The organism is Oceanospirillum sp. (genome assembly GCF_982874595.1).
The window spans coordinates 103,987-116,507 of record NZ_CEYNZH010000010.1 but is presented as its reverse complement, the minus strand read 5'-3'; the positions used below and the strand labels follow the sequence as shown (position 1 = coordinate 116,507).

The window sequence follows — 12,521 nt, the reverse complement described above, 5'->3', positions numbered from 1 at the left end:
CATTTCTCCAGTTTAGGATAGAAAATGTGTCAACCTTATTCAGGACGGGACATAATAAAGAAAAAAGCCGCTTCATCTGAAGCGGCTTTTTTAAATATGGTGGCTATGGCGGGACTTGAACCTGCGACCCCAGCATTATGAGTGCTGTGCTCTAACCAACTGAGCTACATAGCCATTTGCGGGAGCAGATTATACTGTAAATCCCTCCCGCTGCAAGTAATTATTTAACTACCTGCAGTCTTTCCCCGATAATGTTTAAACATTAAAGCGGAAATGAACCACATCACCATCTTTCAGGATGTAGTCTTTACCTTCCAGACGCCATTTACCGGCTTCTTTAGCACCCTGTTCGCCTTTGAACTGAATGAAATCATCGTAACTGACGACTTCAGCGCGGATAAAGCCGCGCTGGAAATCGGTATGAATCACACCGGCACCTTCCGGAGCGGTAGCACCGATCTTAACGGTCCAGGCGCGTACTTCTTTAACACCGGCAGTGAAGTAGGTCTGCAGACCCAGCAAGCCGTAACCTGCACGGATTACACGGTCCAGTCCTGCTTCTTCCATGCCCAAGTCTGCCAGGAACATGTCGCGCTCTTCATCGTCCAGTTCAGCAATCTCTGCTTCAAGCTTGTTGCAGACAGGGACCACGATAGCGCCTTCTTCTTCTGCGATACCTTTAACGATATCCAGATAAGGGTTGTCTTCGAAGCCGTCTTCATCAACGTTAGCGATGTACATGGTCGGCTTAACGGTCAAGAAGTTATAGGAGCGAAGCAGTTTCTTCTCATCATCGTTCAGACCAAAGCTGCGCAGTGGCTTGCCTTCAGCAAGGTGTGGCTGGATTTTTTCCAGCAGAGCTTTCTGGCTCTGAGCTTCTTTATCGCCGCCTTTGGCGATCTTGGTCAGACGGTGGATCGCTTTATCCACAGAGTCCATATCGGCCAGAGCCAGCTCCATATTGATAATTTCGATATCCTGAGCCGGGTCAACACGGTTGGCAACGTGAATCACATTCTCATTGTCGAAGCAGCGAACTACATGAGCGATCGCATCAGTCTCACGGATATTGGCCAGGAATTTGTTACCCAGGCCTTCACCTTTAGAGGCACCTTCCACCAGTCCTGCGATATCCACAAACTCCATCGTAGTCGGCAGTACGCGTTCCGGGTTGACAATTTCAGCCAGCGCGTCCAGTCGGGGATCGGGCATAGGCACGATACCGGTATTTGGTTCGATAGTGCAGAAGGGAAAGTTCTCGGCATCAATGCCGGATTTGGTCAGAGCATTAAACAGCGTCGATTTACCTACGTTTGGCAGGCCGACAATACCGCAATTGAAACCCATGATGATGATCCTGATGTGCGTGGATGAACCGGCGCATATACCAACAGGCATGCTGGCAGATACCGGCAGATAATATTACCGGTGAGGGGAGAAGAGATCAGGCGGATTTGAAACTGTGCAGGCGGTTCATAGCAGCGGGCCATTGGCCTGCAACTGCATCGGGTAAGGCTCTTATGGCTTCATCGATACAGTCATTCAAAGCATCTTGCTCTGACTTAGGTGCCCGACCCAGCACATATCCGGTAACCTTATCGCTACTGCCCGGATGGCCGATTCCAAGCCGTAAACGGTTGAAACCTTTTTCGTTGCCAAGTTTGCTGATGATATCCCTGAGGCCGTTATGGCCACCATGACCTCCACCCTGTTTAAAGCGTGCTGTTCCCGGGGGGATATCCAGCTCGTCATGTGCAACCAAAATCGCAGCAGGGGGGATTTTGAAGAAACCGGCGACTGCAATCGTGGACTGACCGCTACGGTTCATAAACGTGGAGGGAATCAACAGATGAAGGTCTTGACCCTCAAATCGGGCCTTGGCATAGAGCCCGTGATACTTCTTTTCGGGACGCAGGCTAACACCGCAGTGTTTCGCCAGCGCCTCGACAAACCAGGCTCCGGCATTGTGACGGGTCTGCTCATACTCTGCTCCGGGGTTGCCCAGACCAACGATTAGCTGAATACCTTCACTCATACCGAAACCTCGCTCAGAAAGTCAGCGGGGATTACTCCTCGCCAGCTTCCTCTGCTTCTTCTGCGGCAGCGCCTTTAGGAGCGTTAACCGTTACAACAGCTGCATCGTGATCTGCACCTTTAGTCAGTTCAACGATTTCAGCACCTGCCGGCAGTTTCAGGTCAGACAGGTGGATAGTCTGGCCTTTTTCTACTTTAGTCATGTCTACGTTGATAGCAGTAGGCAGCTGGCTAGGCAGTGCACGTACTTCAACCTCAGCTTTCTGGTGCTGGATCACGCCACCCTGAGTTTTAACACCTTTACACTCACCTTCGTTCAGGAAGTGGACAGGAACGTGAACAGTCACTTTGCAAGACTCATCAACGCGCTGGAAGTCAGCGTGCAGGATAATTTCTTTGAACGGGTGACGTTGCAGGTCTTTCAGGATAACTTGCTCGTTATCAGCACCTTCAATGTTCAGGTCCAGAATGTGCGTGAAGAAAGCTTCGTTTTCCAGCTTTTTGAACAGCTCGCGCTGCTCTACTGTAATTGCGACAGGCTCTTTACCCAGACCGTAAACGATCGCAGGAGTAGTGCCTTCCAGACGACGCAGGCGGCGGCTCGCACCTTTCCCCTTGTCGCTGCGAACTACAGCATTCAATACGAAATCAGACATGATTATTTCCTCAGTTTATATAAAGTAAGTGCAGGTTCCCGCGACCAGAAACCTGCAACATTTTTCAAACAGTTTGCCTGTTTTGAAAATCGTTCAGCGACGATGCCGGGTTTTAACCGCGAAACATTGCGCTGATGGATTCCTCATTGCTGACACGGCGAACCGCTTCAGCCAGCAGACCGGAAAGCGTCAGTTGGCGGATCTTGCCGCACTTCTTAGCTGCATCGGTCAGAGGAATGGTGTCTGTGATGATCAGTTCATCCAGAACAGAATTACGAACATTGTCGATGGCCGGGCCGGACAGAACCGGGTGAGTTGCGTAGGCAACAACACGTTTGGCACCATGGGCTTTCAGGGCATCAGCCGCTTTGCACAGCGTGCCAGCAGTATCTACCATGTCATCAACCAGTACGCAGGTACGATCCTGAACGTCGCCGATGATATGCATCACCTGAGCTTCGTTAGCCTGTGGGCGGCGTTTGTCGATGATCGCCAGGTCAGCATCGTTCAGCTGCTTGGCAATTGCACGGGCACGAACAACGCCACCAACATCAGGAGATACCACAACCAGATCTTCGTAGTTCTGGCGTTCGATATCGTCCAGCAGAATCGGTGAACCGTACACGTTATCAACAGGAACATCAAAGAAGCCCTGGATCTGGTCAGCATGCAGGTCAACAGTCAGTACGCGGTCAACACCAACGGCTACGATCATGTCAGCAACAACTTTAGCGCTGATGGGTACGCGGGATGAGCGAACACGACGATCCTGACGCGCATAACCATAATAAGGGATCACAGCGGTGATACGCTGTGCCGATGCACGACGCAGTGCATCAACCATCAGGATCAGTTCCATCAGGTTATCGTTAGTAGGTACACAAGTGGACTGGATAACAAAAACGTCTTTACCACGAACGTTTTCATTAATTTCAACAGCCATCTCGCCGTCACTGAATTGACCAACCGTGGCATCGCCCAGACGAATGTCTAAACAATCAACAACTTTGCTGGCTAACTGGGGGTTTGCATTCCCCGTGAACACCATTAATTTTGACACGTGTAACTACCTTTGGATTCAGTCTGACGGGAGTAAATGCGGGCCGGGTGTGCAGTCCTATGACTGTCATACCAGAAACAGAAATGGCTGGGGTACCAGGATTCGAACCTGGGGATGCTGGAATCAGAATCCAGTGCCTTACCGCTTGGCGATACCCCAACTATATACCGATATTAATTGGCCAGTGCTCTGTATAATGGGGACTTGTTTATACCCCTAGTAACAAAACCCTGCCAATGGTCCGGTAATGACTGAATAACCGCTTGAGCAGTTGCTTCATTATCAAAACCTGCAAAAACGCAGGCACCGGTTCCGGTCATCTGTGATTTGCCAAACTGACCGAGCCAATCCAGTGCCTCAGCAACTTCGTTGTAAGCTGCTTTGACGATCGGTTCGCAGTCGTTATGGCCGCCCTGATCAAGTGCGCGCGTAATTGTCATGATTTCGGTATCTCTTGTCAATTCGGGATGACAAAAAATTTCCTGAGTGGAGATATGGCAATTTGGGCAGATAACCACGTAATAGAGTTCTTTCGGCTCAATAGGTGTCAGTTTTTCGCCAACTCCTTCCGCCCATGCGGCATTTCCTCTGATAAATACGGGGACATCAGCGCCTAACGATAGCCCGATATCGGCCAGTTCATCTGTTGTGCAGCCAAGCTGCCAGACTTCATTCAGGCCAACCAAAGCTGTTGCTGCATCGGAGCTGCCGCCGCCTAGGCCGCCTCCCATAGGAATCTTCTTATCCAGGCGGATCTGAATATCAGCCAGGGGTTTGGTTATTCCTTTCTTACGGCAAAATGAGATCAGTTGGCGAGCGGCTTTGACGATCAGGTTGTTCTCATTGGAAACACCTGGGATCTGTGGGGTCAGCTCGATAGCAGGGCTCTGAGAACTTTTATCAGCGGCTGTAAATGTCAGCTGATCGCAGAAATTTAGAAACTGAAACTGAGTCTGCAACAGGTGATAGCCATCCTCGCGACGACCAACGATATGAAGCATAAGGTTCAGTTTTGCAGGTGCAGGCAGAGTCAGCATTGTTCAGATAACCGCTTTTGAGTGGTGTTATTAAGACTGGAAATTCAGAGGCAGGAGTATACCGAATATTGATCAGCCTTAAAGCGGGTGTTGTTTAACTAAAACAGGTGTTAAGTGAAACCCGCTTTAAAGATGTAAGTCTATTGCAATAATGAAAGCTGATGCTTCGGCAGTGACCATTGGTTAATGATAAAGGTGAGAGCAAGATCGCCTTTGCTAACTTTGATTCTCCCGGGCAGTTTGGGAGCATCAGTGGTGGCGTTGCTGACCGAACGATAGCGGTCATAAGAGATATCCCAGCCATCCTGTTGCAGCCGGGCAACCTGTTGTTCATTGTTCAGCTCAGACAAATAATCTGAACCCGGGGCCGGTAGGGTTCGAACCCAATAGAAAAGGCTGCTCAAAGGAAGATCCCAGCCAAAGTGGTTGTACAGCAGGCTTTCCGGTGAACGATCTGAAAAACGTCCTTCATCCGGAATAGTCAGTACCACCTGATAAGGGGTGCCCTCAAGAATAGCGCCGGTCTGGCCAAAGGGACCGCTTAAGGTGAGATTGTAGCTATCACCGGACTGCTGCCATTGGATATTGGCACTGTCTGAACTGTCTGACGTTTTCAGGCGAATTTTGCCGGCAATCTGCCAGTGGGTCAGTTGAGAGAGGTTTCGGGTATGTTCATCCATAAAAGGGGATGAGGCCTGTTCCAGCTTCTCTGTGGTAGTGCAGCCGTTAAGAGCAAGTAGCAGCACCATCGCAAGCGAGACTAAAAGTCCCGGCTTTGACGGTGAACTGGGATTAACAGGGTTTATTATAACGCGCTTCATATGGCTAACTCGGATTAGTCGGTACCGGTATTGGCAGGGTCAGACTGTTGAGGTGTGTTTGCGGTGTCGCTGTCCAGGTTATCTTCTTCAGGGGTTCTGTTTTCTGTGTTCTTGTCTTTGGCCTCCTGAGCAGCTGCTTCAGCTGCCAGCCTTGGAAAGCGTTGTTCAATATCCTGCAACTGCTGATTGTCCGGAAACAGTTGTTGCGCTTCCAGCAGCAGTGCGACCGCTTCTTCCTGGTGCTGAGATTGCCAGTAAACCTCAATCAGATGGCTGGCAACTTCCGGATCCTGTAATTGGTTATAAGCCTGCTGAAGGAAGAGAATCGCTTCATTGAGTTGGCCCAGTTTAAAGTAAACCCATCCTAAGCTATCTGTAATGGCCGGGTCACCGGGCTTGAGGGCTGCGGCTTTACGGATCAGCAGTAGCGCTTCAGAATAGCGATCAGTGTATTCGGTCAGGGTGTAACCCAGAGTGTTTAGTACCATCGCATTGTTGGGTTCGCTGTCCAGAATGTCTCTCAGGTCGCGCTCCATTGCTTCAATATCCTGCTGCTCCAGCGAGATCATGGCTCGACTGTAGAGTAGCTCGTAGTCCGGTCCTTCCGAGGTGATCGCTTCTGTCATCAGGAGATGGGCTTCTTCCGTGCGATCCAGAGACTGCAGCAGTTCACTTTCCAGTAAATAGAGCCGGACACGGTACTCCGGCAATGTCAGGCGAAGCGTTGCCAGATGCGCACGGGCTTCATCAATATCACCATTAGCGATCAGCAGTCGTGCAGCCCGGGCCTGAGCCTGCAAAAAATCTTTGCCTCCTTTGACCATACGATAATGATCGATGGCGTTAAGGGTGTTCTCTTCCTGCTCTTCAAGGTGGCCGAGATAGTAGTGAGCGGCATCCTGCTCTAACCCTTTTTCAAGGAGTTTGTTCAGTTCCTGTCGGGCCTGATCCGGCAGGCCGTTTTCCATCAGAATAAGAGCCAGGGATAGCGTCAGCTGACCATTTTCAGGATGGTTGTCCGCCATATTGGCAAAGACTTTCTGTGCCTGATCTATATCACCGTCTTTTACCAGTGTTCGGGCCAGAGCAAGCTGCAGGCGCAGATTATCCGGTTGTTTGCGGATCGCCTGCTTAAGTACCTTAATGCCCGCCTGTGGGCCATCGACTGTGATCCGAAGATCGGCCTTCAGGAGAAGGCTGCGGACATTCAGCGGTGATATCGCCAGAGACGTTTCGATCGCTTCCGTGGCTTCCTGATACAGGCCAGAGAAATAAAGCAGTTGGGCTGTTGCTGTCAGTAAGTCCGGATTGTCCGGGTGTTCGCTGCGCAAGCCATTCAGGGCGATCAGAAGTTCATTGCGGGTGTATTCATCGGCCTGGGCGCTTTGGACCGCCAGATAGCTGAAGTGAGTTTCTTCGCCCATCGCTAAAAGATCGCTCTGAAAATCAAAGGCTTCCAGATAGTCACCCTGTTGGATTAAGAGAGTGCTGCTGATACGGCGGGATTCAACATTGTTCGGATCAGTTTCGCTCCAGATAGCGGCTGCTTCCAGAGTTGTTTGATTATCGCCTGCATATTGGGCGATATAAGTTGTCCGGCGAGCCAGCTCCGGATTTTGCAGGCGTGAGGCCTGTTCTATGTAGAGCTGCAGGGCGAAACCCACCTGATTGCGTTGCCCGGCAATTTCAGCGGCTAACAGCTCGCGAACGGCTTCGCCATCCAGACCTTTAACCTGTGGCTGCCCGAATTGGCTTTCACGGGTGCTTAAGGTGCTTTGCATCTGCGGACGCTGATAATCGCTGTTGAAGGCGGTTTCGTCACCTTGCTTCGCCGGTTGGCAGCCGGATAGCCCGATCAGGGACAGCAAGATGCTGATCCGAATCAGGCGGGAAGAGGAAAGAAATACTGGCTTGCCTAGCATGGTGTCACCCTGAAACCGGTCAATAGGAGTGTGGCCGGGCCCATATAAAAGCCGGACTTTGCCGATATGCTAACGACAATCAAAAAGCTGACCACAATAAAAATCACCATAGAAAATTATGGCACAGGTAAAGGCTGACCCTGGCAACGGCATGAATCTAAACACTTTCCCTGATTGTTTTACATCATCGGACAGAGCTTAACCTGTTGCTATCACAGAAAAAACCGTCTTTTTTAATCAGTTTGTTTTTAACTGTTGCCGGGCCTCTTAAGGGTCTTAAGTTGTCTGTTAACGTTCCCTGAGGCTATTGTCGTAGACCACAAGCTGATTACGCCCCTTCTCTTTGGCCTGATAGAGGCTCCGGTCTGCGCATTTTAACCAGGTGTCCAGCGGTTCGTTCGAGGATGCCTGCTGTATGACGGCACCGATACTCACCGACAGTTTTACCAACAGCGTCTGGTGCCTGATAGGCGTCTCGGCAACTTTGGACCGAAGAGCTTCCAGGCGAGCTGCCAAAAACTCAGTACTTTCTCCTGAGGTCAGAATAATAAACTCTTCGCCACCAAAGCGAATCAGGTGATCTTCCGGTCGATTAAAGTGGGTTTTCATTTGATCAGACAGAGCCCGCAGGCAGATATCTCCCATGTCGTGACCGTAGCTGTCGTTGATCTGCTTAAAGTGATCGGCATCCAGCAGTGCAAGTGCAAGAATCTGATTATTGTTACGGCACGCTTCGACATAGGGGGCAAAGGTCTGGTTGAGGTAATTTCTGTTGCCCAACTCTGTCAGCTGATCGGTGACACTCAGGTGGGCCAGTTGTTCATTCGCTTTTGTGAGCTGCTGGTTCAGACTGTCCAGCTTTCGGTTCCAGAAAAACAGAGCCAGAAATAACAGACTGAAACCGGCGGCCAGCTGCCATAGGGTGGTGTAATCGGTTTTCTGTTCCAGTCGGATTGCCAGCCAGTTGTTCTCGATGCGATCCAACTCTTTTGGCGTCAGGCTATCCAGTAGCTTATTCATCAGCTCAAGTAGCTGGGGAAACTGACTGTTAACAGCAATGGAGAAGTTGCTGTCCATTGGCAGACGGCCCAGCACCCGGATATCGCCAAAGCTCTCCTGTTGTAAAAGGTGACTGGTCTCTGCCAGACCGCCGATAAAGCCGTAGAGCCTGTGTTCTCTGACCTGCTGAATACCGCTCAGAGAATTGTTGACCAGCTTTAACTGTAGTTGTGGATAACGCTGCTCCAGCATGCCTCTCAGATTATTATCCCGGCTGATACCAATCGGTTTGTCGCTTAGGTCATTGATGCTGTTGATAAAAGGGCTGTCCAGGTTGCCTAAAATGACATTGGCGGCGTTGTACCAACTGTCTGAAAATAGCAGATTAGGCTGCAGATCCTGACTGGGGACTATCATAGGAATCAGAGCGCAGTGTCCGTTCTCAAGTGCTTTCAGGCTCTCTTCCCAGCTATCTGTCGGATAATGTTTGAAACTCAGCCGATCTAACTTCTGCTGAAGCACGGTCAGCAGACTGGCGGACATCCCTTCGTGATGCCCCTCCCAGCTCTGACTTTCCAGAGGATAGTGATCCGGGTGGATGCAATAGGTGATTGTGGAATCCCAGTTGTTAAGCAGCTCCTGTTCTTTCTTTGTCAGAGGGATGCGCGAGCTGTTATCGGAGGTTGTTTTTGCACCCAGCCAGCGATTCTCGATGGCTCTTTTTTCAGTCTGTGACAGATTGTTCATTGCCAGGTCGAGAATTTCCCGCAGGGGTTGAAGCTCTGGCTGTAGTCCAAGCCTGAGGTCTTCGCCCGCGAGTCCCGGAAGCTGTAGTTCTCCGGCGATCCAGATGTCAGTCATTCCCAGTTCTCTGATCCAATGGTTGCCATTGGGCAGGGCTGTCAGGACGATATCAACCTGATTCTCTGCCAGCGCTTTAAACATGGTGGACTGCTCGGTGTAGCCGATGACCTGATCAGGGAAAAGTCTGCGAACAATACCTTCATAGAAGACACCACGGGTTAAAGCGATGCGCTTGCCGGAAAGGTCTGATGCCTTATTCAGGCGAAAGTTAGCGTCGCGGGTAAACGCAACATTGGGAATTCGGTGATAGGGTTGGGTAAAGCGAGTGAAAGACCGACGTTCCGGCAGGTCAGATATATTGGCGATCAGATCCAGCTCACCCTTTTCAAACAGATCTAACAGATTGCTCCACTGATCGACCACGGGAACAAACTCAACCCCGGCCATCTCCTGAAGGCGATAGAGAATATCAACACTCAGCCCCTGAACCTTGCCATTTTCTGAAAAGCTGAAGGGCGCGTAATCCCGCATGAAACCGACTCTGAGAGGTGGCAGGCGGCTCAGGTATGCGCTCTGTTTTTGGCTGAGTTGCAGGCTTTCCTGATGAAGTGGAAGCTGTCCGTCGTACAGCATCCAGCGCTGGTTCAGTTCCTGAAGCCAGTCGGCTGGCAATGACTGCAGCCCGGCTTGCAGCTTTTGAAAAAGCTCGGGTCTGTCTTTGAGCGTCCCCAACCTGAAATCTTCTATCTCCATGCCCTTCAGTGGCGCCAGTGCATTCGTTTCCAGCTGAAAAAAGCCGTCTCTGCGGGCCATATACTTGAGGGTGATTTCCGGGCCGATAATCGTATCGACCCAGCCGAAGGCAAGGGCCTGAACCAGATTGGGCAGCAGATCATATTCGATGACATCGATGCCTTGTTCTTTCAGGTAATCGCGATAATAAATATCGCGCATAACGCCTACCCGGTAGGGCCTGAGCTGCGCAAGTTTTTTAATTTCCGGCAGAGGTTGAGCGTTGTTCTGCATAACGACCGTCTGACGGAGATGGTAGGGGGGCGTGAACAGAATTTTTTCTGCCCGGTCTTCCCGCCAGGATATTTCATCGATGATATCCAGTTCACCTCTCAGGAAGGCAGCGTAGATATCAGGCCAGCTGCCAACACGGTAATCAAAGCGAATATTGAGGGTTTCACTGAGTTTATTCAGTACATCAATAGAGAAGCCCCGGGCGACGCGGCCTTCGCTGCTGGAATAGGGTTCGTTATCTGCGACAACACCTACGGTAAAGCTTTGAGGAGGAAGGCTCTGACCTGAAGTTGCTGGCGTATTGGCAGAGGCCGGAAAGAGGGTTGTCAGGAATAAAAAACAGGTGGCCAGCACGATGTAAAAACTGGCTTTTGAGTGTTTTGCCCTAGGCAATTTTTTTGAACAAATGACGGTTCCCGGACTGGTCATCGTTTTAGTGCTGGCGAGCATAGTATCCCCGTTGAAACGGCAGATCAGACTCCTGATTTGCTGCCCTGCATGGTGGTTTCGGATTAAAGGTGTTTCTGCGTGCTGGCGCAGGCTGCCATTATGATGGTCTTAACCATCCAGAATATACTCCTTAAGATGGCTTTTGTGGGGAAGATTTATAGTGTAATAAGAGGTGTCTAATAGACAAGTAAAGTTTGATAAAAAACAACCTTTACATGATCTGAATGATGCAAAAAGACTTTACCTTCCATAGGGTTGGAGTGCCACCTTCAACTCTGTTGTGCTATTATCCCCAGCCTCAAAAATGCCGGAACCGTGACAGAATCGTTATCTATGAACCTGCTTGCCTTTGGAATCAATCATAAAACTGCCCCCGTGGAGATCCGCGAACGGGTAGCTTTTACCCCTGAACAACTGAATGGGGCGTTCCAGCAATTAAAGCAGCATCCGCAGATCAGTGAAGTTACTGTGGTATCTACCTGCAATCGTACTGAGCTGTATTGCGTGGTTGATGCCGGGCAGGAAGGGCAGCAAACCAAGCCTGTGCTGGAATGGATGAGTCAGTTCCATGATCTGGATCTGTCTGATTTGGCCCGTTACAGCTACGAATATGTGGATGAAGATGCTGCACGTCACCTGATGCGGGTCTCCTGCGGTCTGGATTCTATGGTTCTGGGTGAACCACAGATTCTGGGGCAGATTAAAGATGCCTACCTGAGCGCTCAGGATAACGGACTGGTGGGACGTGAGCTGAATCAGTTATTTCAGCAATCGTTTGCCGTAGCTAAGCAGGTGCGTACTCAAACGGCTATTGGTGAAAACCCGGTTTCTGTCGCATACGCAGCGGTCAGCATGGCGCAGCATATTTTCTCGGACCTGAGTAAGAGCCGTGCGCTTCTGATTGGAGCCGGTGAAACTATCGAGTTGGTCGCCCGACATTTGCGAAATGCAGGGGTCAGCAACATGGTTGTTGCTAACCGTACCCTGAGCCGTGCCCAGGCGTTGGCAGAAGAATTCAACGGTGAAGCCGTTGTGCTGAGTGAGATCCCTCATCAGCTTGAAAAATCCGATATTGTTATCGCATCTACCGCCAGCCAGTTGCCTATTCTGGGCAAAGGCGCTGTCGAACGCGCCCTTAAAGTCCGTAAGCACAAACCGATTTTTATGGTGGATATCGCCGTTCCCCGTGATATCGAACCTCAGGTTGGCGAGTTGGATGACGTTTATCTGTACAGTGTTGATGACCTGAAAGAGGTTATCGAAGAGAACATGCGCAGTCGTCAGGAAGCGGCTGAGCAGGCTGAGCAACTGGTGCTGAGCGGTGTTGGCAGCTTTATGCAGGCGCGTCGTGAGCGGGGTGCCGGTCAGCTGATCGGAACGTTGCGCCAACAGGTTGAAAGCGTGCGTACCAGCGAGCTGGAAAAAGCCCTTCAACAGTTGCAGAAAGGTCATGACCCGGAAGAAGTGCTCAGACGTTTCTCACAGTCTCTGACCAATAAAGTATTACATGAGCCTATGGTGCAGCTGCGTCAGGCTTCAGCCGATAACCGTCATGACCTGCTGAACAGCGCCCGTACCCTTTTCGCCCTGGATTAGCGACGCTTAATCCCTCTTTTCTGTTACAGGCCGCTGCGCCATTTCTGGGGCAGTCTGCCTTATAATTCCGACGAATAATAATCCGAGTTCCACGCCTTCATTTAAGGCTCAGCCGG

General features: G+C 50.6%; 9 protein-coding genes and 2 tRNA genes. 1 reads left to right on the top strand and 10 read right to left on the bottom strand.

All coding sequences use genetic code 11. The annotated features are described in order from the left end of the window. Positions 1–97 precede the first annotated feature (97 nt). The 10 genes from AC4GL5_RS06900 to AC4GL5_RS06855 form a co-directional block, all read right to left on the bottom strand. Positions 98–174, bottom strand: a tRNA-Met gene (locus AC4GL5_RS06900). 81 nt (positions 175–255) lie between these two features. Further along, positions 256–1,347, bottom strand: a complete 1,092-nt coding sequence (gene ychF, locus AC4GL5_RS06895) for a redox-regulated ATPase YchF (protein WP_490382057.1) — start codon at positions 1,345–1,347, stop codon at positions 256–258. Between the two features lie 97 nt (positions 1,348–1,444). Continuing rightward, the gene (gene pth, locus AC4GL5_RS06890; RefSeq protein WP_490382056.1) at positions 1,445–2,035 is read right to left on the bottom strand and encodes an aminoacyl-tRNA hydrolase; all 591 of its coding nucleotides are present in this window, start codon (positions 2,033–2,035) and stop codon (positions 1,445–1,447) included. 31 nt (positions 2,036–2,066) lie between these two features. Continuing rightward, positions 2,067–2,690, bottom strand: coding sequence for a 50S ribosomal protein L25/general stress protein Ctc (locus tag AC4GL5_RS06885; RefSeq protein WP_490382055.1), 624 nt, complete (start codon positions 2,688–2,690; stop codon positions 2,067–2,069). A 112-nt stretch (positions 2,691–2,802) separates the two neighbouring features. Continuing rightward, complete coding sequence (locus AC4GL5_RS06880) at positions 2,803–3,750, bottom strand: ribose-phosphate diphosphokinase (RefSeq protein ID WP_490382054.1); 948 nt, start codon at positions 3,748–3,750, stop codon at positions 2,803–2,805. Between the two features lie 84 nt (positions 3,751–3,834). Then, positions 3,835–3,909, bottom strand: a tRNA-Gln gene (locus AC4GL5_RS06875). 14 nt (positions 3,910–3,923) lie between these two features. Then, positions 3,924–4,787, bottom strand: coding sequence for a 4-(cytidine 5'-diphospho)-2-C-methyl-D-erythritol kinase (gene ispE / locus AC4GL5_RS06870; RefSeq protein WP_490382053.1), 864 nt, complete (start codon positions 4,785–4,787; stop codon positions 3,924–3,926). 140 nt (positions 4,788–4,927) lie between these two features. Further along, positions 4,928–5,608 carry a lipoprotein insertase outer membrane protein LolB gene (gene lolB / locus AC4GL5_RS06865; RefSeq protein ID WP_490382052.1) on the bottom strand — a complete coding sequence of 227 codons (681 nt, stop codon included), beginning with the start codon at positions 5,606–5,608 and terminating at the stop codon, positions 4,928–4,930. A 14-nt stretch (positions 5,609–5,622) separates the two neighbouring features. Beyond that, complete coding sequence (locus AC4GL5_RS06860) at positions 5,623–7,530, bottom strand: tetratricopeptide repeat protein (protein ID WP_490382051.1); 1,908 nt, start codon at positions 7,528–7,530, stop codon at positions 5,623–5,625. Positions 7,531–7,818: 288 nt separating this feature from the next. Beyond that, positions 7,819–10,809 carry a transporter substrate-binding domain-containing protein gene (locus AC4GL5_RS06855; RefSeq protein WP_490382050.1) on the bottom strand — a complete coding sequence of 997 codons (2,991 nt, stop codon included), beginning with the start codon at positions 10,807–10,809 and terminating at the stop codon, positions 7,819–7,821. 333 nt (positions 10,810–11,142) lie between these two features. Here AC4GL5_RS06855 and hemA point away from each other — a divergent pair, with 333 nt between their 5' ends. Further along, positions 11,143–12,405, top strand: a complete 1,263-nt coding sequence (gene hemA, locus AC4GL5_RS06850) for a glutamyl-tRNA reductase (protein ID WP_490382049.1) — start codon at positions 11,143–11,145, stop codon at positions 12,403–12,405. Positions 12,406–12,521 lie beyond the last annotated feature (116 nt).